Below are 23,279 nucleotides of genomic sequence, written 5' to 3'. Positions count from 1 at the left end.
ATAAAAAGAATCCGCTTTGGGCGGATTTTTCTAGAAAGGAATCATTATGGATCAACTGCAGATTAAGGATTTGGAAATTTTTGCCTATCATGGTCTTTTTCCCAGTGAGAAAGAATTGGGGCAGAAGTTTGTTATTTCCGCAATCCTATCCTATGATATGACCAAGGCGGCTACAGACTTGGATTTAACAGCCTCTGTCCATTACGGAGAATTGTGTCAGCAGTGGACGACTTGGTTTCAGGAAACAACTGAGGACTTGATTGAAACGGTAGCTTATAAACTGGTGGAACGTACTTTTGAGGCTTATCCTCTTGTCCAAGAAATTCAGCTGGAACTGAAAAAACCTTGGGCGCCAGTGCATTTACCGCTAGATACTTGCTCGGTAACCATTCATCGCCACAAGCAACGAGCCTTTATCGCCCTAGGAAGCAATATGGGAGATAAACAAGCAAACTTGAAACAAGCCATTGAGAAAATGCGAGCTCGAGGTATCCATATTCTCAAAGAGTCCAGTGTCTTGACGACGGAGCCTTGGGGTGGTGTGGAGCAAGATAGCTTTGCTAATCAAGTGGTTGAGGTTGAAACCTGGTTGCCGGCCCCAGTTCTATTAGAGAACTTGTTAGCCATTGAGTCAGAGATGGGACGGGTGAGAGAAGTACATTGGGGGCCTCGTTTGATTGATTTGGACTTGCTCTTTGTGGAGGACCAGGTCCTTTATACAGATGACCTTATTTTGCCCCATCCTTACATAGCGGAACGCCTTTTTGTTCTTGAGTCTCTACAAGAAATTGCGCCTCATTTTATCCATCCGACATTAAAGCAACCGATCCGCAACTTGTATAATGCTTTGAAACAATAGAAAAAACTCTAGTTTTCAGTTGCTTGTAACTGAAGGCTAGAGTTTTTAAAATAGGTCATTTTCTTCTGGGAGGAGGATAGTTTCTCTACCGTCCATATCTAAAACCAGTACTCTCGGGGGATAAAGAGGGTCAAAGGGATGGTTAAAGTCAAAATCAATGGCTGTAGGGAGGTGTTGACTTGAAAAGTGGAAGGTAATTTTTCCTTGGTTATTGAGCAATTGAAACTCGAGTTCTTCTTCCAATTCAAAGACATTTTTTAAGAAATGGTCGATGATATACCAAAATGAGTCAATAACGTCATCAGGCAAGCTGGTAACAATGCCAAAACTAGCTGACCGCATGTGGGTATTGGTAAAAGCCATATTTCTTCCCCCTTTCTTTTCCCTTATCATACAGCAAATAGGATTAAAAATCAAGAAAAGGTGATTTTTTCTTCATAAACATAGCTTCCTATGAAATTTTTTCAAATAATCTTCAAAAAACGCTTGAAAGTGTTTACAAATAGTGATAAAATGGAATAAGTGGAATCATGAAAACGAAATTTTCATACCGTCTCTTTTTTGGAGTCTCGTGAGGTATGATATAGAAAGGAAATGGAATGAATACAGACGATACAGTAACGATTTATGATGTCGCCCGTGAAGCAGGAGTTTCAATGGCGACGGTTAGCCGTGTAGTCAATGGCAATAAGAATGTAAAAGAGAACACCCGTAAAAAAGTGCTTGAGGTGATTGATCGTTTGGATTACCGTCCAAATGCAGTGGCGCGTGGTCTTGCAAGTAAAAAGACAACCACTGTCGGAGTCGTGATCCCCAATATTACCAATGGTTATTTCTCAACGCTTGCCAAAGGGATTGATGATATTGCTGAAATGTACAAGTATAATATCGTCCTTGCTAATAGTGATGAGGATGATGATAAGGAAGTTTCAGTTGTCAATACATTGTTTTCTAAGCAAGTAGATGGTATCATCTTTATGGGCTACCACTTGACTGAAAAAATTCGTTCAGAGTTTTCTCGTTCTCGGACACCAGTTGTTCTTGCAGGTACTGTGGATGTGGAACATCAGCTTCCAAGTGTCAATATTGACTACAAACAAGCTACGATTGATGCAGTGACCTACCTTGCTAAAGAAAATGAGCGTATTGCTTTCGTAAGCGGTCCATTAGTGGATGACATCAATGGTAAGGTTCGTTTGGTTGGCTACAAGGAAGCCTTGAAAAAAGCAGGGATTTCTTATAGCGAAGGATTGGTATTTGAATCTAAATACACTTATGAAGACGGCTATGCCTTGGCAGAACGCTTGATTTCATCAAATGCAACTGCAGCAGTTGTAACAGGTGATGAGTTGGCAGCAGGTGTCTTGAACGGCCTTGCTGATAAGGGTGTGTCAGTACCAGAAGAGTTTGAAATCATTACTAGTGATGATTCGCAAGTCTCACGTTTTACCCGTCCAAACTTGACAACTATTGCCCAACCTCTTTATGACCTTGGTGCCATTAGTATGCGTATGTTGACTAAGATTATGCACAAGGAAGAGTTGGAAGAACGTGAAGTTCTCTTACCTCATGGTTTGACAGAACGTCGTTCGACACGAAAACGGAAATAGAAAAAATCAGGGAATCGTGCAGATTTCCTGATTTTGCTTTCTGGAGAAGAGACTTAGCCTTCCATATAGTCTTTCAAAGCTCGCCCTTTTAGTCCGGCATTGAGGGCAATGAGGAGTTTCAAGCGGGCTTTTTGGGCGTTGAGTTCTTTAACAAAGAAGACACCAGATTTTTGCAACTGTACGCCTCCACCCTGGTAGGCATAAACAGGCTCGGCAATACCGTTAAAGCAACGTGAAACCAGGGCGATTGGGATTCCTTTTTGTAGAAGGCTTTCTAATTTTTGAGCCGTTTCTTTGGGAATATTACCAGCTCCGAAGGCTTGGATAATCAAACCGTCCAATTGTTCCAAATCCAGCATATCAATCAGCTCATCTGTCATACCAGCATAAGCCGAGATAATAGGGACTAAACCTTGTATGTGATCAAGGTCAAAGCGAACACGAGGTTCAGCTGTTTTAAAGTAGAGGATTTCGTGTTTCATAATCAGACCAAGTGGCCCGTGTGTTGGAGTCTGGAAGGTGCTGACGTTGGTTGTATGCGTTTTGGTAACATACTTGGCAGCGTGGATTTCATCGTTCATAACGACCAAAACTCCTTTGTCAGCAGCTCTGTCATCGCTAGCCACTCGTAAAGCGCTCAGATAATTATAAACACCGTCACTACCGAGTTCGTTGGAGCTGCGCATGGCACCTGTTAGAACGATAGGCATATGGGGAACTTCCATGGTATCAAGGAAATAAGCTGTTTCCTCTAAAGTATCGGTCCCGTGTGTGATCACCACTCCATCGTAGTTATCTGCTTCATCTTTGATTTTTTGGTAGAGGGCCAGCATATGCTTGGGTTTGATATGGGGGCTTGGCAGGTTAAAAAAGTCCAAGGCGTGGACTTGGATTCCTTCAAGAGGATTGGACACATGGTTCATGGGATTATCTGAACTCGTCACAACAGCGCCAGAAGCATCGGCTTGCATGGAAATAGTTCCACCCGTATGTAAAACAAGGATTTTCTTAGGCATGATTTACTCACTCTTTCTGAAATGTGGTATAATCATTGTATCACAAAAGGGGAGATTGGGATAGGATGGAAGTCAAAGCTGTTTTTTTTGATATCGATGGAACCTTGGTTAACGATCGCAAGAGTGTTTTGAAATCCACTAAGGACGCGATTAAGATTGTCAAAGAACAAGGGGTGCTAGTTGGTGTAGCGACAGGGCGAGGACCTTTTTTTGTTAAGGAATTGATGGACGATTTGGATCTGGACTTTGCGGTAACCTACAATGGCCAGTATATCTTTACTAAAGACAGAGTCTTGTTCACGAGCCCAATTTCCAAGTTACATTTGCGCCAGCTCATTACGTATGCTAAAAAAGAGGGCAAGGAGATTGCCCTAGGGACCAAGGATGCTATGCTGGGTTCTAAAATCATGTCCTTTGGTCTGGGTTCTTTTTCCCAACGAATCAGTCGCTTCGTTCCCTCTGTTTTAACTCGGACAGTGAGTTATTCCTTTAATCGTATGGTCAGCAAGGTTGTTCCCCAAAAGGAAGAAGACCTGCTTGATCTAATGAATCAGCCTATCTACCAAGTCTTGATGCTGATGACGCCAGAAGAATCTGAGAAGGCAGCAGCTGATTTTGAAGACTTGAAATTGACACGTAGCAATCCTTTTGCAGCGGATGTCATCAATCAAGGAAATTCTAAATTGGAAGGCATTCGACGAGTTGGGAAAGAATATGGTTTTGACCTCAACCAAGTGATGGCCTTTGGTGATTCGGATAACGACCTTGAAATGCTGGCTGGTGTCGGTATGTCAGTTGCTATGGGAAATGGTAGTAGCAGTGTCAAGGAAGTTGCCAAACACATCACCACCAGCAATCAGCAAGACGGAATCCACAAGGCCTTGGAACATTTTGGTGTTTTGGCTTCAGAAAAAGTCTTTGTCAGCCGTGACTATCATTTCAATAAGGTCAAGACCTTCCACCACATGATGGATGAACGAACCCAAGAAGAACCTCGAGCTTGGGATTTAGAAGGTGCAACCCACAGGGCTGGCTTTAAAATAGAAGAATTGGTGGAGTTTGTTCGAGCTGCCAGTCCTTCTGAAGAGGACTTTGGTCAAGCTCTATCGCAACTTCATCAGGCTCTTGATAAGGCAGCAGAGAAAGTAGCCAAGAAGACACCTGCCCAGCAAGATTTGGTAGGGCAGGTGGATGCCCTGATTGACACGCTTTATTTTACCTATGGTAGCTTTGTTTTGATGGGGGTGGACCCAGAACGTATTTTTGATATCGTCCATCAGGCCAATATGGGGAAAATTTTTCCAGATGGCAAGGCTCATTTTGATCCAGTGACCCATAAAATCTTAAAACCAGATAATTGGGAAGAAAAATATGCTCCAGAACCTGCTATTAAAAAGGAACTGCAGCGCCAGCTCAAGGCTTATGAACGCCATAAAGAGAGAAATAATACTCAATGAAAATCAAAGAGCAAACTAGGAAACTAGCCGCAGGCTGCTCAAAACACTGTTTTGAGGTTGTAGATAGAACTGACGAAGTCAGTAACATATATACGGCAAGGCGACGTTGACGTTAGTATAAATAGTAAACAAAAAGGAGCGCTGAGCTCCTTTTCTTTGTGATTATAAGGTTTTTTCTTGTTCTCTCACAACCAGCAAATCAACCTTAGCATGGCGGAGGATGTATTCAGATGAAGAACCGACCAAGAGGCGTTCAAAGGCGTTGAGACCAGTTGCGCCAACGAGGATGAGGTCCACTTCCTCAGCATCGGGAATAGTACGTGCCAGTAGAGTTTTTGGATTTCCCATTTCAATGACGATATGAACATCTGCCACACCAGCATCTTTAGCACGTTTTTCGTACTCTTTCATCAAACTTTCAGCGTCGACTTGGAGTTCTTCGTAAACTTCAGCATCAAAGGTGGATACGCTTTGGAGTGCGCGTGTGTCAATGACATGTGCGATGGTGAGTTTAGCGTCGTTTCGTAGAGCAGAATGAACTCCCTTGACAAAAGCCAAGTCTGCTTCTTTAGAACCATCGATTGCGACCATGATATTTTGGTAACGTTGTGCCATAATGAAACCTCCTGAAATTTTCTTACTATAATTGTAAACCTTTTCACTATAGAAGTAAAGCAAAAAAAGTATTTTTCAAAAGAATGTTAGCGATTAAAATCTATATAAATATATGATAAAATAAAAGAAAGGATAGCAGGAAAGAAGTGAAGGGAGGGAGAATGATGAAAAACGCTTTTCAAGAAACAAAAAATTCAAATTTCCTTTATTATGGAATCATCCTAGTTTCAGTCTTGCTAGAAGTTATCATGATCTGGCAATTAGAGAAGCTAATTCCGCTTCTCTATCCAGGTTTTGTTGGCTTTTTAGTCTTTCATTTACTCTACCATTTGGTATTATTCCTAGTCGCTAAACGAAGTGGGCGTTGGGATTACTTGATGATATGGGGACTTTTCCTCATGTTCAATCTTCTTTATGACTCCTTTTTAGGCTTGCTTTTTCTAGGTTTATCTTTTGGTATGTGATGTGACTTTCGCAAAATACCTGCTATCACCATTGTTTCGACCTCGCTTTTAGCGAGGTTTTTCTTCTATGCAAAACTAGTAACACATTTCAGTAAACTTGTCCCATTCTCTTTCTAGTGGTATAATGTTACTATCCTGATGAATTGAGGAAACAAGATGAAAGAATATAACAAGTCTAGTAAGTTAGAGCATGTTGCTTATGATATCCGTGGTCCTGTTTTGGAAGAAGCTATGCGGATGCGAGCAAACGGAGAAAAGATTTTACGTCTAAATACCGGAAATCCAGCAGAATTTGGCTTTACAGCGCCAGATGAGGTCATTCATGACTTGATTATGAATGCGCGTGATAGTGAAGGATATTCTGACTCAAAAGGGATTTTCTCAGCCCGTAAGGCCATCATGCAGTATTGCCAGTTGAAGAAATTCCCCAATGTCGATATTGATGATATTTACCTTGGAAATGGCGTCAGTGAGTTGATTGTCATGTCCATGCAGGGGCTTTTAGATAATGGAGACGAGGTCTTGGTGCCTATGCCAGACTATCCTCTATGGACGGCCGCTGTCAGTCTAGCTGGAGGAAATGCCGTTCACTATATCTGTGATGAAGCTGCAGAATGGTATCCTGATATTGACGATATCAAGTCAAAAATCACGTCCAATACCAAGGCAATCGTCCTTATCAATCCAAACAACCCAACTGGAGCCCTTTATCCTAAGGAACTTTTGCTGGAGATTATTGAGATTGCCCGTCAGAATGATTTGATTATCTTTGCGGATGAAATTTACGACCGCATGGTAATGGATGGACATGTGCATACGCCTGTGGCGAGCCTGGCACCAGATGTTTTCTGTGTCAGCATGAATGGCCTGTCAAAATCCCACCGTATTGCTGGTTTCCGTGTGGGTTGGATGGTCTTGTCTGGACCTAAGACACACGTTAAAGGCTATATCGAAGGGCTCAATATGCTATCCAATATGCGCCTTTGCTCTAACGTTTTGGCCCAACAAGTCGTACAAACTTCCTTGGGTGGTCACCAATCAGTTGATGAATTGCTCCTTCCTGGTGGACGAATTTACGAGCAAAGAAATTTCATTTACAATGCCATTCAAGATATTCCAGGTTTGTCTGCGGTTAAACCTAAAGCTGGACTCTATATCTTCCCTAAAATCGACCGCAATATGTACCGTATCGATGATGATGAACAGTTTGTCCTTGATTTCTTGAAGCAGGAAAAGGTTCTCTTGGTTCATGGTCGAGGCTTTAACTGGCAGGAACCAGACCACTTCCGTATCGTTTATCTTCCGCGTGTTGATGAACTAGCCCAAATCCAAGAAAAGATGACTCGATTCTTAAAACAGTATCGTAGATAGGGCTTACATTCGAAAAAGCTGGAAACATTTGCCTTGAGCTATTGACAAAAGTGAAAGAATCAGATAGAATAGTAAAGTATGTTTAGTAACTGATCACTTTATAGCCGGCTAAACGAATACAAAATCTATGAGGAGGTATTCATCGTGAAACGTACTTATCAACCAAGTAAACTTCGTCGTGCGCGCAAACACGGATTCCGTAACCGTATGTCAACTAAAAACGGTCGTCGCGTATTGGCAGCTCGTCGTCGTAAAGGACGCAAAGTTTTGGCTGCATAATCCAAACGAACCATAACAAAAATCAGTAGGAACTCGAGTCTACTGATTTTTATTTTTGTAAAAAAGTTCAAAAAGGCTTTATATTTTTGCTCAAATAGTGTATAATATTTCACATACTGTAAAAAATGGAGAATAATCATGAAGAAATCAAAAGTTATGCTTTTTGGAGCTATGGCTTTGACAGCAGGTCTAGCTCTAGCGGCATGTGGGTCTTCCCAATCAAGCAATGCAGACAAGACATACTCTTATATCTTTGTCAGTAACCCTGATACCTTGGATTACATTACCTCTACACGAGACTCTACATCTAGTATCACAACCAACTTGATTGATGGGTTGTTGGAAAATGACCAGTATGGCAATCTCATCCCCTCTATGGCTGAGTCATGGACAGTGTCAAAAGATGGCTTGACTTACACTTATAAGATCCGTCAGGGAGCTAAATGGTACACTTCTGAAGGAGAAGAGTATGCGGACGTAACAGCTCATGACTTTGTGACTGGTCTCAAGTATGCGGCTGATAAAAAGGCTGAAAACTTGTACTTGGTACAAGACTCTATCAAGGGACTAGCAGACTATGTTGAAGGGAAATCATCTGATTTTGGAACTGTTGGTGTTAAGGCAGTGGATGATTACACTCTACAATACACTCTCAACCAACCTGAGACTTATTGGAACTCTAAAACAACAGCAAGTATCCTTAATCCTGTAAATGAAGCCTTCTTGAAGTCTAAAGGAGATGACTTTGGAAGCGTAACACCATCAAGTATCTTGTCAAATGGTCCTTACTTGTTTAAATCTTTCTCATCCAAATCTTTGATTGAACTTGATAAAAATCCTAATTACTGGGATAAGGACAATGTTAAAATCGAGAAAGTGAAACTCTCTTTCTTTGACGGTTCTGACCAAGACAGCATTGCTAGAGGTTTCTTGGATGGTAACTATACAGATGGCCGTATCTTCCCAACAAGTTCAGTCTTTGCTGAACTCAAGAAGGGAAATGAGGACAAGATTACCTATACACCACAAAACTCAGTTACTTTCTACTATCTTTTCAACGTGAATCGTCAAAGCTACAAGCAAACTATGAAACAGTCTGATAAGGAAAAGACAGATTCACGCGCAGCTATGCAAAATAAAGATTTCCGTCAGGCTATCAACTTTGCCTTTGACCGTCATGCTTATGCAGCACAGACAAATGGTGAAGAAGGAGCAGACCGTATCTTGCGTAATACGGTTACACCAAGTGACTTTGTCCAAGTTGGTGATAAGAACTTCGGTGATGTTGTTAATGAGAAAATTGTCAACTATGGTAAAGATTGGGCAAATATCAATCTAAACGATGGTAAGCAAGCCTTCTTGAATCCTGAAAAGGCCAAAGAGAAGTTTGCCAAGGCCAAAGAAAGTCTGCAAGCACAGGGAGTAACTTTCCCAATTCATTTGGATATGCCAGTTGACCAGACTGCTAAGTTGGATGTGCAACAAGCTGGATCTTTCAAACAAACAGTGGAAGAAAACCTTGGTAAGGAGAATGTAGTTATCGATGTTATCCAACTTTCTCCAGATGAAAAAGACCAAGCAACCTACTTTGCAGATACAGCAGAACAAAAAGACTATGATATTGACATATCAGGATGGGGTGGAGACTACTCAGATCCTAAGACTTACCTAGCTATTCTTGATCCAGAGACAGGTTCTCAGTTGAAAAACATGGGCTTGTCTGAAGGAAAAGACAAGGAAGTCAAGGACAAGATTGGTCTTTCTGACTACAAGAAACTCTTGGATCAGGCTGATGCGGAAATCACAGATACTCAAGCTCGCTATGAAAAATATGCTGAAGCTCAAGCTTGGTTGACAGATAGTGCCCTCTTCCTACCAGTTCAAAGTGGTGGAGCTAACCCAATCTTCCGTAAGACTGTACCGTTTACAGGACCATTCTCATTTGTTGGTCATAAGGGAAATGCGGACAACTACAAATATGTTGAATTGCAAAAAGAGCCAGTAACCGCTAAACAGTACCAAGAACTCTATGAAAAATGGCTGAAAGAAAAAGCTGAGTCAAATAAAAAAGCTCAGGAAGATTTAGCTAACCACATTCAATAGTATTCCTAGTCATGCTTTTCAGTTAAGCATAGTGACTGGATTCAGAAAAAGGCCTTACCAGAGCTTCTTGGTTCTGGTAGGGCCTTTTATTTATTCTTTTAAGTGATAAGAGTAGCTAGCGACAACGACGTCTTGGTGCCAACGAAGGGCGTATTTGAGTTTAAGACTCATCTGATTGTGCAGGATATTTTGCCAAGGTTTATTAGGGATAAACTGGGGTACCAGAACAGTGACTGTATAGTTCTTTTTCTGGGCATCCTCAGAGATCCGTTTGACATACTTGACAGTAGGCGTGATGATGTCGCGGTAGCTGGTCTTGATGTTCTTCAGAGTAATGGTTGGGAAGTGATCGGCAAATTCTTGGAGAATTTCTTGGTCTTTCTCTGCTGTTTCCTTAGTAGAAATGTGCATGGCTAGGACTTCATCTCCGATACTTTGGGCATAGTTAATGGCTCCAACGCTGACGCGGGTAACATTTCCTACTAGGACGAGAACTAGATTGCCATCGTAGGTACGTTTTTCGATGCCTTCATAGAGACGCAGTTGTTGGGCTACTTTTTGGTAATGACTGTGAATTGCCAAGAAGAGTAGAGTGAGTACGAGAATAATCGGGAAGAAAGGCCAGATATCACTGAGACGGAAAAAGAGCAGGATCAACACGATAGCGTAGCAAATGATAGCTCCAAGGATATTGGTAAGGGCAGGTTTTAAAAAATTTGTCCCCTTTTCTTTTTTCCAATGACGAATCATCCCAGTCTGAGAAAGGGCAAAGGGCACGAAGACACCGATAGTATAAAGGGGAATCAAACGTTCGGTATTGCCATTAAAAATGAGAAGAAGAATCATAGCCCCAAAAGCCAGAGTTAAAATTCCATTAGAGTAGCCTAGCCGGTCTCCTTTTTCCATAAAGAGATGGGGCATGTACTTGTTTTTAGCCATATTGTAAGCCAGCATAGGGAAGGCCGAAAAGCCAGTATTTGCAGCTACGGCTAAAATCAAGGCTGTGGAGAATTGGAAGATATAATAGCAAAGGTGACCCAAGAAGGAATTACCAAGGATGCCTTGAGCCATTTGTGAAAGAATAGTTTCTCCGTGTTGAGGCATAATCCCCATCCAGTAGTTTAGGAAGGTGATACCAGCAAAAAGAAAACCTAAAATCAGTGACATGATGGTCAAGGTCTGAGCGGCATTCTTTTCTTTTGGAGCCTTGAAAAAGGGAACGGCATTTGAAATAGCTTCAACCCCTGTCAGAGAGGCAGATCCGCTGGTAAAAGCTCTTAGAATGAGAACGATAGACAGATTCGGTACAGCATGTCCGATAGGAGAAGTCGCCTGATAGCTGAGAGAACCTGTCGCTAGTTGAAAGATTCCATAGAGCAAGAGAAAGACAGTACTGATGATAAAGAGATAGACAGGAATCATCAGTGAACTGGCAGATTCTTTCAACCCCCGTAAGTTCAAAAGCATGAGCAAGCAAACCAGAAAAATGGAGATGTGGAGGTTGTAAGGGTGGAGGGCAGGGAGAGCTGCTGTGATAGCATCAGCTCCAGATGATACCGATACTGCCACAGTCAGCATGTAGTCAACCAGCAGACTACCTCCAGCAATCAAGCCTAGCTCGGGCGATAGATTTTCTCGAGTAACCATATAGGCCCCTCCTCCTTGAGGATAGGCGTGGATGATTTGACGGTAGGAAACGGTTAAACTAGCTAGAAGCAGGAGGACAAAAAGGCCAATAGGAAGGCTCCACCATATAGCTAGAGGAGAGAGACTAGCCAAGACGAGGACTACTTGCTCAGGTCCATAGGCAATGGAAGATAGAGCGTCGCTTGACAACATGGCTAAGGCCTGCATTTTTCCCAGCAACCCTCCCTCGCCTTCTGTTAAGGACTTAAGAGGACGACCGATAAAGGTCTGTTTTAATTTTGTAAACATGGTATTTTCCTTTTCTGAAAATTTCAATAAGTGCTATTATACTGCTTTGGAAAAATAGCGTCAAGAGACGACGATGGATTTTAGAATATTTTTTACAGATGAGGAGAGAGGGCAGTTTTTTGGTATAATAGAAGATAGAAAACGAGGTTAGAAGAGATGATTTTTGATACACATACACACTTGAATGTAGAAGAATTTGCAGGTCGTGAGGCAGAAGAAATTGCTTTGGCTGCTGAGATGGGTGTGACACAGATGAATATTGTTGGTTTTGATAAACCGACGATTGAGCGTGCTTTGGAGTTGGTGGATGAGTATGACCAACTCTACGCAACTATTGGTTGGCATCCTACAGAAGCTGGTACTTATACAGAGGAGATTGAAGCCTACTTGCTTGACAAGCTCAAGCATCCAAAGGTAGTTGCCTTGGGTGAGATTGGTTTGGATTATCATTGGATGACAGCGTCCAAAGAAGTGCAGGAGCAGGTTTTTCGCCGTCAGATTCAGTTATCTAAGGACTTGGATTTACCTTTTGTGGTCCATACCCGTGATGCGTTGGAAGATACCTATGAGATTATCAAGACCGAGGGAGTTGGTCCTCGTGGTGGCATCATGCATTCTTTCTCAGGGACTCTTGAATGGGCAGAGAAGTTTGTCGCGCTTGGTATGACTATTTCCTTCTCAGGAGTGGTGACTTTTAAGAAGGCAACCGATATCCAAGAGGCGGCTAGAGAACTTCCTTTGGACAAGATTTTGGTGGAGACGGATGCCCCTTACCTAGCTCCTGTTCCTAAACGTGGCCGTGAAAACAAAACAGCCTACACACGCTATGTGGTGGACTTTATCGCCGACTTGCGTGGGATGACGACTGAGGAGTTAGCCGCAGTAACAACTGCAAATGCAGAGCGTATCTTTGGATTGGACAGAAAGTGATGAAAGAAAAAATTTCCCAAGTCATCGTGGTTGAAGGTCGCGATGATACGGCCAATCTCAAACGTTACTTTGATGTAGAGACCTATGAAACACGAGGTTCTGCAATAAATGACCAGGATATAGAGCGGATTCAGCGCCTGCATGAACTGCATGGAGTCATTGTCTTTACAGATCCAGATTTTAATGGGGAGCGGATTCGTCGCATGATTATGACGGCCATTCCAACAGTACAGCATGCCTTTCTCAAGCGAGATGAGGCTGTTCCCAAATCCAAGTCCAAGGGACGTTCTCTGGGAATCGAACACGCCAGCTATGAAGATCTAAAAACAGCGCTGACTCAGGTGACAGAGCAATTTGAAAACGAGAACGAGTTTGACATCAGTCGTGGTGACTTGATTCGACTAGGTTTCTTGGCGGGAGCGGACAGTCGTAGGCGCCGAGAGTATCTAGGCGAACAGCTCCGCATCGGCTATTCCAACGGCAAGCAACTCCTCAAGCGGTTGGAGTTATTTGGGATAACCTTGGCAGAAGTGGAAGAAGCTATGAAATCTTATGAGAACAGCTAAGCAGACCCCAAATGTAAGGGGAATGTGTTACAATAGTAGTAACAGATAATAGAAAAGAGAATAAATGAGAATTGCAGATTACAGCGTGACCAAGGCAGTGCTGGAGCGTCACGGTTTTACCTTTAAAAAGTCCTTCGGGCAAAATTTTTTGACGGATACCAATATTCTTCAAAAAATCGTGGATACGGCTGAGATTGATGACCAGGTTAATGTCATCGAAATCGGGCCAGGGATTGGTGCCTTGACGGAGTTTTTGGCTGAGCGTGCAGCAGAAGTTATGGCCTTTGAGATCGACCACCGTTTGGTGCCTATTTTGGCAGATACCTTGCGTGATTTTGACAATGTGACCGTAGTCAACGAGGACATTCTCAAGGTCGATTTGGCGCAACATATCCAGAATTTTAAAAATCCTGACCTGCCAATCAAGGTAGTGGCTAATCTGCCTTACTACATCACAACTCCTATTCTCATGCACTTGATCGAGAGCGGAATTCCTTTTAGTGAGTTTGTGGTCATGATGCAAAAAGAGGTAGCTGACCGCATCTCCGCTCAACCGAATACCAAGGCTTACGGTAGCTTGTCAATCGCTGTGCAGTACTACATGACAGCTAAGGTTGCCTTTATCGTGCCTCGTACGGTCTTTGTGCCAGCACCAAACGTGGACTCAGCCATCTTGAAAATGGTGCGCCGTCCAGAGCCAGCTGTAGCAGTAGAAGATGAGAACTTCTTCTTTAAGGTTTCCAAGGCTAGTTTTACCCATCGCCGCAAGACCTTGTGGAATAACTTGACAGGTTACTTTGGCAAGACTGAAGAGGTCAAGGACAAGCTGACCAAGGCTTTGGACCAAGCAGGCTTGTCACCAAGTGTGCGTGGGGAAGCTCTCAGCTTGGCGGAATTTGCCAGCCTAGCAGATGCACTTAAAGGACAAGGACTTTAAAATGCAGGGACAAATCATTAAAGCCTTGGCTGGGTTCTACTATGTAGAGAGTGATGGCCAGGTCTATCAAACACGCGCGCGTGGGAATTTCCGTAAAAAAGGGCATACTCCCTATGTTGGGGACTGGGTAGATTTCTCTGCGGAGGAAAATTCAGAAGGTTACATTCTCAAGATTCACGAACGGAAAAATAGCCTAGTCCGTCCGCCCATTGTCAATATTGACCAAGCCGTTGTCATTATGTCCGTTAAAGAACCTGACTTTAATAGCAACTTGCTGGATCGTTTCTTGGTTCTTTTAGAGCATAAGGTCATTCATCCTATCGTCTATATTTCCAAGATGGACTTACTGGAAGATGGGGGAGAACTGGATTTTTACGAGAAGACTTATCGTGCTATTGGTTACGATTTTGTGACTAGTAAAGAGGAACTCTTACCCTTGTTGACAGCCAAAGTGACAGTCTTTATGGGGCAGACAGGTGTTGGGAAGTCAACCCTACTTAATAAAATTGCACCTGACCTCAATCTAGAGACGGGAGAAATCTCTGATAGTCTAGGCCGTGGTCGCCATACTACTCGAGCTGTTAGTTTTTACAATCTCAATGGTGGCAAAATCGCAGATACACCAGGTTTTTCGTCGCTAGATTATGAAGTATCAAGTGCTGAAGAGCTAAACCAGGCCTTTCCGGAGATTGCTAGTGTCAGTCGCGACTGTAAGTTCCGCACTTGTACCCATACCCATGAGCCGTCCTGTGCAGTGAAGCCGGCAGTAGAAGAGGGTGCCATTGCCACCTTCCGTTTTGACAACTACCTGCAATTCCTCAGTGAGATTGAAAATCGCAGAGAAACCTATAAAAAAGTCAGCAAAAAAATTCCAAAATAAGGAGAAACCTATGTCTCAATACAAGATTGCTCCGTCAATTCTGGCAGCAGATTATGCCAACTTTGAACGTGAAATCAAACGCCTAGAAGCAACTGGGGCAGAATATGCCCATATCGATATCATGGATGGGCACTTTGTGCCACAAATCAGTTTTGGTGCAGGTGTGGTCGAAGCTCTTCGCCCTCATAGCAAGATGGTCTTTGACTGCCACTTGATGGTAGCTAATCCTGAGCATCATTTAGAAGACTTTGCGCGTGCGGGAGCGGATATCATCAGCATCCATGTGGAAGCAACACCCCATATTCATGGTGCCCTCCAAAAAATTCGTTCACTCGGTGTCAAGCCATCAGTTGTCATCAATCCTGGTACGCCTGTTGAAGCTATCAAGCACGTCCTTCATCTAGTTGACCAAGTTTTAGTCATGACGGTTAATCCAGGTTTTGGTGGGCAAGCCTTTCTGCCAGAAACCATGGATAAGGTTCGTGAGTTGGTTGCACTTCGTAAGGAAAAAGGCTTGAACTTTGAAATCGAAGTGGATGGCGGGATTGATGACCAAACTATTGCTCTGGCCAAAGAAGCTGGTGCGACTGTTTTTGTAGCAGGTTCCTATGTCTTTAAGGGAGATGTCAATGAGCGAGTACAAACTCTCAGAAAACAACTGGACTAGGGTTGCTGTTTTTGCTGGCGGAGACCGCGGTCATTACCGGACGGACTTTGATAGATTTGTCGGTGTGGATCGAGGTTCTCTCTGGGTCTTGGAAGAAGATTTGCCTCTTGCTCTAGCAGTCGGAGATTTTGATTCTGTGACGGAAGAAGAGCGACAGGTGATTCAAAAACGTGCCCAGCATTTTATCCAAGCCCGACCAGAAAAAGATGATACAGATTTGGAACTGGCTCTCTTAACCATCTTTGAGCAAAATCCTCAGGCTGCGGTCACTATTTTCGGTGCTTTGGGTGGTCGTATTGATCATATGCTAGCTAACGTCTTTCTACCTAGCAATCCTAAGTTGGCTCCCTATATGCGCCAGATAGCGATTGAAGATGGGCAAAATTTGATTGCCTATTGTCCAGAAGGGACCAGTCAGTTAGAACCTCGTTTAGACTATGACTATCTAGCCTTTATGCCAGTTCGGGATAGCCAGCTGACTATTCTCGGTGCTAAGTATGAGTTGACTGAGGAAAATTTTTTCTTTAAAAAAGTGTACGCTTCTAACGAATATATAGATAGGGAAGTGTCGGTGACTTGCCCAGATGGCTATGTAGTCGTGCTGCATAGCAAGGACAGGAGGTAGGATGGAAAGTTTACTTGTTCTATTATTGATTGCCAACCTTGCTGGCCTCTTTCTGATTTGGCAAAGGCAGGATAAGCAGGAGAAACACCTAAGCAAGAGCTTGGAGGATCAGGCAGATCACTTGTCAGACCAGTTGGATTACCGCTTTGAACAAGCAAGACAAGCCAGCCAGTTAGATCAAAAAGATTTGGAAGTGGCTGTCAGTGACCGTTTGCAAGAAGTGAGAATCGAATTGCATCAAGGCCTGACTCAAGTTCGTCAAGAAATGACAGATAATCTCCTCCAAACCAGAGATAAGACCGACCAACGCCTTCAAGCCTTGCAGGAATCAAATGAGCAACGCTTGGAACAAATGCGCCAGACAGTCGAGGAAAAACTAGAAAAGACCTTGCAGACACGCTTACAAGCCTCCTTCGAGACAGTTTCCAAACAACTGGAGTCTGTCAATCGTGGTCTTGGAGAAATGCAGACAGTTGCCCGCGATGTCGGAGCCCTCAACAAGGTTCTCTCTGGAACCAAAACGCGAGGGATTCTGGGAGAATTGCAACTGGGGCAAATCATCGAAGACATCATGACCCCTGCCCAGTACGAACGAGAATACGCAACGGTTGAAAACTCTAGTGAACGAGTGGAGTATGCCATCAAGTTGCCTGGACAGGGTGACCAGGAATATGTCTACTTACCGATTGACTCCAAGTTTCCACTGGCAGATTATTACCGCTTAGAAGAAGCCTATGAAGCGGGTGACAAGGACGAGATCGAACGCTGTCGTAAGTCGCTCCTAGCCAGCGTCAAACGCTTTGCCAAGGATATCAAGAGCAAGTACATAGCACCGCCTCGGACTACCAATTTTGGAGTTTTGTTTGTTCCGACAGAAGGTCTCTACTCAGAAATCGTCCGCAATCCGGTCTTCTTTGATGACTTGAGACGGGAAGAGCAGATTATTGTCGCAGGTCCAAGTACCCTATCAGCTCTTCTCAATTCCCTATCAGTTGGTTTCAAAACCCTTAATATCCAAAAGAGTGCTGACCATATTAGTAAGACTCTTGCTAGTGTTAAGACCGAGTTTGGCAAGTTTGGTGGCATTCTGGTCAAGGCACAAAAACACCTCCAACATGCCTCTGGCAATATTGATGAACTATTAAATCGTCGCACTACAGCTATCGAGCGAACGCTCCGTCACATTGAGTTATCAGAAGGTGAGCCTGCGCTTGATCTACTCCATTTCCAAGAAGATGAGGAAGAATATGAAGATTAGTCACATGAAAAAAGATGAGCTATTTGAAGGCTTTTACCTAATCAAGTCAGCTGACCTGAGGCAAACTCGAGCTGGGAAAAATTACCTAGCTTTTACCTTTCAAGATGATAGTGGCGAGATTGAAGGGAAACTCTGGGATGCCCAACCTCATAACGTTGAGGCCTTTACCGCAGGTAAGGTTGTCCACATGAAAGGACGCCGAGAAGTTTATAACAATACCCCTCAAGTCAATCAAATTACTCTCCGCCTGCCTCAGCCTGGTGAACCCAATGATCCAGCTGATTTCAAGGTCAAGTCGCCAGTTGATGTCAAGGAAATCCGTGACTATATGTCGCAAATGATTTTTAAAATTGAAAATCCTGTCTGGCAACGGATTGTCCGAAATCTCTACACCAAGTATGATAAGGAATTTTACTCCTATCCAGCAGCCAAGACCAACCACCATGCCTTTGAAACGGGTTTGGCTTTCCACACTGCAACCATGGTGCGTTTGGCAGATGCTATTAGCGAAGTTTATCCTCAGCTCAATAAGAGCCTGCTCTATGCGGGGATTATGCTGCATGACTTAGCTAAAGTCATCGAGTTGACGGGACCAGACCAGACCGAATACACAGTTAGAGGCAATCTCCTTGGGCATATCGCTCTGATTGATAGTGAAATTACCAAGACAGTGATGGAACTCGGCATCGATGATACCAAGGAAGAAGTCGTTCTGCTTCGTCACGTAATCCTTAGTCACCATGGCTTACTTGAGTATGGAAGTCCAGTCCGTCCACGCATTATGGAAGCAGAGATTATCCATATGATTGACAATCTGGATGCTAGCATGATGATGATGTCAACAGCTCTTGCTTTGGTAGATAAAGGAGAGATGACCAATAAAATCTTCGCTATGGACAATCGTTCCTTCTATAAACCAGATTTAGATTAACAATTTAAGAAAAATGAGCATTTTTTAGGATAAGAATGTTCGTTTTTTTATGTGAATATGGTATAATAGATAAAATATCAAAATTAAATGAAATGGGAAATAGAAATGAAATTAAGAAGAAGTGATCGAATGGTTGTCATTTCCAACTATTTGATTAATAATCCTTATAAACTAACTAGTCTCAATACTTTTGCTGAAAAGTATGAATCTGCTAAATCATCCATCTCAGAGGATATCGTCATTATCAAACGAGCCTTTGAGGAAATTGAAATCGGTCATATCCAGACAGTAACTGGTGCTGGTGGTGGTGTCATTTTCACACCATCAATCTCAAGCCATGATGCCAAGGAAATGGTTGAGGACTTGCGTGCTAAGTTGTCAGAAAGTGACCGTATCTTGCCAGGTGGCTATATCTACCTGTCTGATTTGCTTAGTACACCAGCTATCTTGAAAAATATTGGTCGCATTATTGCCAAGAGCTTTATGGACCAAAAAATTGATGCGGTTATGACAGTAGCTACTAAGGGTGTTCCACTTGCAAATGCAGTTGCCAATGTCCTCAATGTTCCCTTTGTTATTGTGCGCCGTGACCTGAAAATTACCGAAGGTTCAACTGTCAGCGTCAACTATGTATCCGGTTCAAGTGGAGATCGCATTGAGAAAATGTTTCTTTCAAAACGCAGTCTCAAGGCAGGCAGCCGTGTCTTGATTGTGGATGACTTCTTGAAAGGCGGCGGAACTGTCAATGGGATGATTAGTCTCTTGCGTGAGTTTGATTCGGAATTGGCTGGTGTAGCAGTCTTTGCGGATAATGCCCAAGAAGAACGTGAAAAGCAGTTTGACTACAAGTCACTCTTGAAGGTAACCAATATTGATGTCAAGAACCAAACCATCGATGTTGAGGTTGGCAATATCTTTGACGAAGACAAATAAGAGATAGAACTAAAGGTTGGAACGATTGTCCCAGCCTTTCTTTGCAAATAGAATAGAAGGAAACTTATGAAAACACCATTTATCAATAAAGAAGACTTAGAAAAGATTGTTGCCGAGTTCCCGACTCCCTTTCACTTATATGATGAGAAGGGAATTCGTGAGAAGGCAAGAGCCGTCAACCAAGCCTTTTCGTGGAACAAGGGCTTTAAGGAATATTTTGCAGTTAAGGCTACTCCAACACCAGCTATCTTGAAAATTCTCCAAGAGGAAGGCTGTGGTGTGGACTGCTCTAGTTATGTAGAGCTTTTGATGAGTCATAAACTGGACTTTCCAGGTTCTGAGATTATGTTCTCTTCAAACAACACGCCAGCTAAGGAATATGCCTATGCACGTGAATTGGGTGCGACCATTAACTTGGATGCCTTTGAAGATATTGAACATCTAGAGCGTGCAGCAGGCATTCCAGAAATCATCTCTTGTCGTTACAATCCTGGAGGCGTTTTTGAACTGGGGACAGACATTATGGACAATCCTGGAGAGGCCAAGTTTGGCATGACCAAGGATCAGCTCTTTGAAGCTTTTGCTATCTTGAAGCAAAAAGGAGCTAAGACTTTTGGGATTCACTCCTTTCTAGCGTCCAATACCGTGACCCATCTCTATTATCCAGAGTTGGCTCGTCAGCTTTTTGAATTGGCTGTTGAAATCAAGGAAAAGTTGGGCATTTCGCTAGACTTTATCAATCTTTCTGGCGGCATTGGTGTTAACTATCGTCCAGACCAGGAGCCGAACGATATCGCCTTGATTGGTGAGGGAGTTCGTAAGGTGTATGAAGAGGTCCTTACGCCAGCAGGTCTTGGTCAGGTTAAGATTTTCACCGAATTGGGTCGTTTTATGTTGGCACCTCACGGTGCTTTGGTCACAAGAGTCACTCATAAGAAGGAAACCTACCGTACCTATCTAGGTGTGGATGCATCAGCAGTCAACCTCATGCGTCCAGCTATGTATGGAGCCTATCACCATATTACTAACGTGACCCATCCAGATGGACCAGCTGAAGTGGTAGATGTGGTTGGTTCACTCTGTGAAAACAATGATAAATTTGCAGTGAATCGCGAACTGCCTCATACAGAAATCGGTGATTTGCTGGTCATTCATGATACAGGTGCCCACGGATTTTCAATGGGCTACCAGTACAATGCCAAACTTCGTTCTGCGGAAATCCTCTATACAGAAGAAGGCAAAGCCCGTCAAATCCGCCGTGCAGAGCGCCCTGAGGACTATTTTGCAACCTTGTATGGTTTTGATTTTGAAGAATAAAATGATAAGTAATTGAAAATGAAATTGAAAAACAGATTGCTTTCTAAAAAATAGGCAAAAATCTTGTTTTTCCTTCAAGTCGTGATATAATAAAACTATAAAACGTTTTCAAGGAAGGTAACGATATGTCTGAAGAAACAATTGATTATGGACAAGTGACAGGAATGGTGCATTCGACAGAAAGTTTTGGGGCGGTAGATGGCCCTGGTATTCGCTTTATTGTCTTTTTGCAGGGCTGTCACATGCGTTGCCAGTATTGCCACAACCCTGACACTTGGGCTATGGAGTCCAATAAGTCACGTGAACGGACGGTAGATGATGTCTTGACTGAAGCCTTGCGTTACCGTGGTTTCTGGGGAAATAAGGGCGGGATTACAGTCAGTGGAGGAGAAGCTCTCTTGCAGATTGATTTCTTGATTGCCCTCTTTACCAAGGCTAAGGAACAAGGAATCCACTGTACCTTGGATACCTGTGCCCTTCCTTTCCGTAATAAACCACGTTACCTTGAGAAGTTTGACAAACTCATGGCTGTCACTGACTTGGTTCTTTTGGATATAAAGGAAATCAACGAAGAACAGCACAAGATTGTCACTAGCCAAACCAATAAAAATATCTTGGCTTGTGCCCAGTATCTATCAGATATTGGAAAGCCTGTCTGGATTCGCCACGTGCTAGTTCCAGGATTGACAGATAGAGATGATGACTTGATTGAACTTGGTAAGTTCGTCAAAACCCTTAAAAATGTTGATAAGTTTGAAATTCTACCTTATCACACTATGGGTGAGTTCAAATGGCGTGAATTGGGAATTCCTTATTCGCTCGAAGGGGTTAAACCACCAACAGCAGACCGCGTCAAGAACGCTAAAAAACTCATGGATACCGAAAGTTACCAAGACTATATGAAACGTGTACATGGATAAAAAAGAAGCCTGATGGAAACATCGGGCTTTTGATACTCAATGAAAATCAAAGAGCAAACTAGGAAACTAGCCGCAGGCTGCTCAAAACACTGTTTTGAGGTTGTAGATAAGACTGACGAAGTCAGTAACACATCTACGGCAAGGCGAAGCTGACGTGGTTTGAGAGATTTTCGAAGAGTATGACTTGCAAAAAAGACTTAGCAAATCAGCTAAGCCTTTTTCTTCTTATCTCGAACGTTGTTTTCCAGCGTTGCGATTTTTGTGTTTTTTCTTGCTTGTGATAGCAGTTGGTTGTTCAGGAGTAACGTCTTTTCGTCCACTTGGTGTAGAGAAAGCACGTGCTTTTGGTGGGTTCTTGGCTAGTTCTTCACGGACTTTTTTGCGAAGTTTTGGACGAACGATATAGTTGACGATAAACTGTTGGAGAATCATCATGAAACCACCGACAACCCAGTAAAGTGTGACACTGGCTGGTGAGAAAAGGGAGAAGACGACGATCATGAGTGGGCTCATGTAAATCATTTTCTTGATTTGTTCTCTTTGCATTTCATCTTCTACTCCGTGAAGTGAAAGGAGCGATTGAAGATAGTAAAGAATACCAGCGAAGGCAACCAAAATCATACTTGGAGAACCTAGAGGAATTCCTAGGTAGCTTGCTTGAGCAACACCTTCAGTATGTTGGGCAGCAAAGTAGATAGCTGAGAAGAAAGGCATTTGAAGGAGGATAGGGAAACATCCTACACCACCAAACATGCTGATGCCGTGCTCTTTTTGAGCTGCAAAGAGAGCTTGTTGGGCTTCGAGTTTTTCTTCTTGAGTAGTTGCTTCTTTGAGACGCGTTTGGTGTGGCTCAAGGACGTGCTTGAGGGCGTTCATCTTTTCAGAGTGAAGAGTTGCTTTCCATGATTGGTAGATACCAAGTGGCAAGATAATCAAGCGAACGATAATAGTTACGATGATGATAGCGACACCGAAGCCTAGACCTTTATCAGTAGCGAAGTACTTGATAGCTTCTCCCATCGGAGCACCCAAGAAATCCCAAACGGGACCAATTGGCTTACCTGTTGCTTTATCAATCTGAACGCAACCTGTCAAAACAAGTAACATAGCCACTCCCATAGCTGAGAGTGCAAAACGTTTAATAGATTTCACTGTTTTTATTCCTTCTTTAAAAATTATACCTTTCTATTCTACTGTTTTTTTACAAAATATACAATAGTTCTAGAGACCTAATTTGCGATTTTAAAGTCAGGGTAAGGAGGAAAGTTGCTCAGTTGGACATCTAAGTAGCTGACTTTTGAAAAAGGTGTAGGTCCTTTTCGTATTTCTTGGATAAATTTCGTCATGATAGCAGATGAGTCTGCTTGGGCTAAGATCTCCACTGTGCCATCGTCATTATTCCAGACACGGCCTGTGATGCCACCGATTTCAAGCGCCAGGCTGTAAACACCCCAACGAAAGCCGACTCCCTGTACCCTACCTTGGGCAATCATTCTAACCTTTTGCATACCAAACCTCTTTGATTGTGTTATAATATTTCTATGACTATTATAACCTCAAAAGCCAATTCTGTGGTAAAAAATACCAAGAAATTACACCAAAAAAA

Annotated in this window: 24 protein-coding genes; 18 read left to right on the top strand and 6 right to left on the bottom strand. The window is 42.9% G+C overall.

Annotated features, from left to right (window positions below; translation table 11 throughout):
• Positions 1–46: 46 nt before the first annotated feature.
• Positions 47–859, top strand: a complete 813-nt coding sequence (gene folK / locus HMPREF2764_RS01400) for a 2-amino-4-hydroxy-6-hydroxymethyldihydropteridine diphosphokinase (protein WP_070526617.1) — start codon at positions 47–49, stop codon at positions 857–859.
• 45 nt (positions 860–904) lie between these two features.
• On the opposite strand, the gene HMPREF2764_RS01395 is transcribed toward folK, so the two are convergent.
• Positions 905–1,222: a DUF960 domain-containing protein gene (locus HMPREF2764_RS01395; RefSeq protein ID WP_000886035.1), complete on the bottom strand. Its 318-nt coding sequence runs from the start codon at positions 1,220–1,222 to the stop codon at positions 905–907.
• A gap of 236 nt (positions 1,223–1,458) precedes the next feature.
• Here HMPREF2764_RS01395 and ccpA point away from each other — a divergent pair, with 236 nt between their 5' ends.
• The gene (gene ccpA / locus HMPREF2764_RS01390; RefSeq protein ID WP_001090628.1) at positions 1,459–2,469 is read left to right on the top strand and encodes a catabolite control protein A; all 1,011 of its coding nucleotides are present in this window, start codon (positions 1,459–1,461) and stop codon (positions 2,467–2,469) included.
• Positions 2,470–2,522: 53 nt separating this feature from the next.
• Here ccpA and HMPREF2764_RS01385 read toward each other — a convergent pair whose 3' ends face one another.
• Complete coding sequence (locus HMPREF2764_RS01385) at positions 2,523–3,485, bottom strand: asparaginase (protein WP_070526614.1); 963 nt, start codon at positions 3,483–3,485, stop codon at positions 2,523–2,525.
• Between the two features lie 65 nt (positions 3,486–3,550).
• Between HMPREF2764_RS01385 and HMPREF2764_RS01380 the strand changes: the two genes are divergently transcribed.
• Positions 3,551–4,942: a Cof-type HAD-IIB family hydrolase gene (locus HMPREF2764_RS01380; RefSeq protein ID WP_070526611.1), complete on the top strand. Its 1,392-nt coding sequence runs from the start codon at positions 3,551–3,553 to the stop codon at positions 4,940–4,942.
• A gap of 162 nt (positions 4,943–5,104) precedes the next feature.
• On the opposite strand, the gene HMPREF2764_RS01375 is transcribed toward HMPREF2764_RS01380, so the two are convergent.
• Positions 5,105–5,557, bottom strand: a complete 453-nt coding sequence (locus HMPREF2764_RS01375) for a universal stress protein (RefSeq protein WP_000079148.1) — start codon at positions 5,555–5,557, stop codon at positions 5,105–5,107.
• A gap of 161 nt (positions 5,558–5,718) precedes the next feature.
• Here HMPREF2764_RS01375 and HMPREF2764_RS01370 point away from each other — a divergent pair, with 161 nt between their 5' ends.
• The 4 genes from HMPREF2764_RS01370 to HMPREF2764_RS01355 all read left to right on the top strand — a co-directional run bounded on the left by HMPREF2764_RS01370 (position 5,719) and on the right by HMPREF2764_RS01355 (position 9,774).
• Positions 5,719–6,021 carry a hypothetical protein gene (locus tag HMPREF2764_RS01370; RefSeq protein WP_000977176.1) on the top strand — a complete coding sequence of 101 codons (303 nt, stop codon included), beginning with the start codon at positions 5,719–5,721 and terminating at the stop codon, positions 6,019–6,021.
• Positions 6,022–6,177: 156 nt separating this feature from the next.
• Entirely contained in the window at positions 6,178–7,392 is a 1,215-nt protein-coding gene (locus tag HMPREF2764_RS01365) for a pyridoxal phosphate-dependent aminotransferase (protein WP_000666455.1), read from the top strand.
• 144 nt (positions 7,393–7,536) lie between these two features.
• Positions 7,537–7,671 carry a 50S ribosomal protein L34 gene (rpmH, locus tag HMPREF2764_RS01360; protein WP_000831905.1) on the top strand — a complete coding sequence of 45 codons (135 nt, stop codon included), beginning with the start codon at positions 7,537–7,539 and terminating at the stop codon, positions 7,669–7,671.
• A gap of 138 nt (positions 7,672–7,809) precedes the next feature.
• Entirely contained in the window at positions 7,810–9,774 is a 1,965-nt protein-coding gene (locus HMPREF2764_RS01355) for a peptide ABC transporter substrate-binding protein (protein WP_070526608.1), read from the top strand.
• A gap of 90 nt (positions 9,775–9,864) precedes the next feature.
• Here the strand turns inward: HMPREF2764_RS01355 and HMPREF2764_RS01350 are convergent, their stop codons facing one another.
• Entirely contained in the window at positions 9,865–11,709 is a 1,845-nt protein-coding gene (locus HMPREF2764_RS01350) for an APC family permease (protein WP_049516019.1), read from the bottom strand.
• Positions 11,710–11,865: 156 nt separating this feature from the next.
• Here HMPREF2764_RS01350 and HMPREF2764_RS01345 point away from each other — a divergent pair, with 156 nt between their 5' ends.
• The 11 genes from HMPREF2764_RS01345 (at position 11,866) to pflA (ending at position 21,673) form a co-directional block, all read left to right on the top strand.
• Complete coding sequence (locus tag HMPREF2764_RS01345; protein WP_070526605.1) at positions 11,866–12,639, top strand: TatD family hydrolase; 774 nt, start codon at positions 11,866–11,868, stop codon at positions 12,637–12,639.
• Entirely contained in the window at positions 12,639–13,205 is a 567-nt protein-coding gene (rnmV, locus tag HMPREF2764_RS01340; protein WP_070526601.1) for a ribonuclease M5, read from the top strand. The genes HMPREF2764_RS01345 and rnmV overlap by 1 nt, the downstream gene beginning before the upstream one ends.
• Positions 13,206–13,269: 64 nt before the next feature.
• Entirely contained in the window at positions 13,270–14,142 is an 873-nt protein-coding gene (gene rsmA / locus HMPREF2764_RS01335) for a 16S rRNA (adenine(1518)-N(6)/adenine(1519)-N(6))-dimethyltransferase RsmA (RefSeq protein ID WP_001216838.1), read from the top strand.
• A gap of 1 nt (position 14,143) precedes the next feature.
• Positions 14,144–15,022: a ribosome small subunit-dependent GTPase A gene (gene rsgA / locus HMPREF2764_RS01330; RefSeq protein WP_070526598.1), complete on the top strand. Its 879-nt coding sequence runs from the start codon at positions 14,144–14,146 to the stop codon at positions 15,020–15,022.
• Positions 15,023–15,032: 10 nt separating this feature from the next.
• Positions 15,033–15,689 carry a ribulose-phosphate 3-epimerase gene (gene rpe / locus HMPREF2764_RS01325; RefSeq protein WP_042750012.1) on the top strand — a complete coding sequence of 219 codons (657 nt, stop codon included), beginning with the start codon at positions 15,033–15,035 and terminating at the stop codon, positions 15,687–15,689.
• A complete protein-coding gene (locus HMPREF2764_RS01320; protein WP_070526595.1) occupies positions 15,652–16,314 on the top strand; it encodes a thiamine diphosphokinase in 663 nt (220 codons plus the stop codon). The genes rpe and HMPREF2764_RS01320 overlap by 38 nt, the downstream gene beginning before the upstream one ends.
• 1 nt (position 16,315) lies before the next feature.
• Entirely contained in the window at positions 16,316–17,572 is a 1,257-nt protein-coding gene (gene rmuC / locus HMPREF2764_RS01315; protein WP_049546674.1) for a DNA recombination protein RmuC, read from the top strand.
• A complete protein-coding gene (locus HMPREF2764_RS01310) occupies positions 17,562–18,503 on the top strand; it encodes a 3'-5' exoribonuclease YhaM family protein (protein ID WP_020903082.1) in 942 nt (313 codons plus the stop codon). The genes rmuC and HMPREF2764_RS01310 overlap by 11 nt, the downstream gene beginning before the upstream one ends.
• A 105-nt stretch (positions 18,504–18,608) precedes the next feature.
• The gene (purR, locus tag HMPREF2764_RS01305) at positions 18,609–19,436 is read left to right on the top strand and encodes a pur operon repressor (RefSeq protein WP_004255834.1); all 828 of its coding nucleotides are present in this window, start codon (positions 18,609–18,611) and stop codon (positions 19,434–19,436) included.
• Between the two features lie 66 nt (positions 19,437–19,502).
• Positions 19,503–20,753 carry a diaminopimelate decarboxylase gene (locus HMPREF2764_RS01300; RefSeq protein WP_070526592.1) on the top strand — a complete coding sequence of 417 codons (1,251 nt, stop codon included), beginning with the start codon at positions 19,503–19,505 and terminating at the stop codon, positions 20,751–20,753.
• A gap of 125 nt (positions 20,754–20,878) precedes the next feature.
• Positions 20,879–21,673 (top strand): pyruvate formate-lyase-activating protein, encoded by a 795-nt coding sequence (pflA, locus tag HMPREF2764_RS01295; protein ID WP_004255837.1) that lies wholly within the window; start codon positions 20,879–20,881, stop codon positions 21,671–21,673.
• A gap of 225 nt (positions 21,674–21,898) precedes the next feature.
• On the opposite strand, the gene yidC is transcribed toward pflA, so the two are convergent.
• Positions 21,899–22,825, bottom strand: coding sequence for a membrane protein insertase YidC (gene yidC / locus HMPREF2764_RS01290; RefSeq protein ID WP_070526589.1), 927 nt, complete (start codon positions 22,823–22,825; stop codon positions 21,899–21,901).
• A gap of 77 nt (positions 22,826–22,902) precedes the next feature.
• Complete coding sequence (locus HMPREF2764_RS01285; RefSeq protein WP_070526586.1) at positions 22,903–23,181, bottom strand: acylphosphatase; 279 nt, start codon at positions 23,179–23,181, stop codon at positions 22,903–22,905.
• Between the last annotated feature and the right edge of the window lie 98 nt (positions 23,182–23,279).

The sequence above is a fragment of the Streptococcus sp. HMSC073F11 genome (assembly GCF_001810785.1).
Taxonomy (GTDB): Bacteria; Bacillota; Bacilli; order Lactobacillales; family Streptococcaceae; genus Streptococcus.
This window is presented reverse-complemented; position numbering and strand designations above follow the sequence as displayed.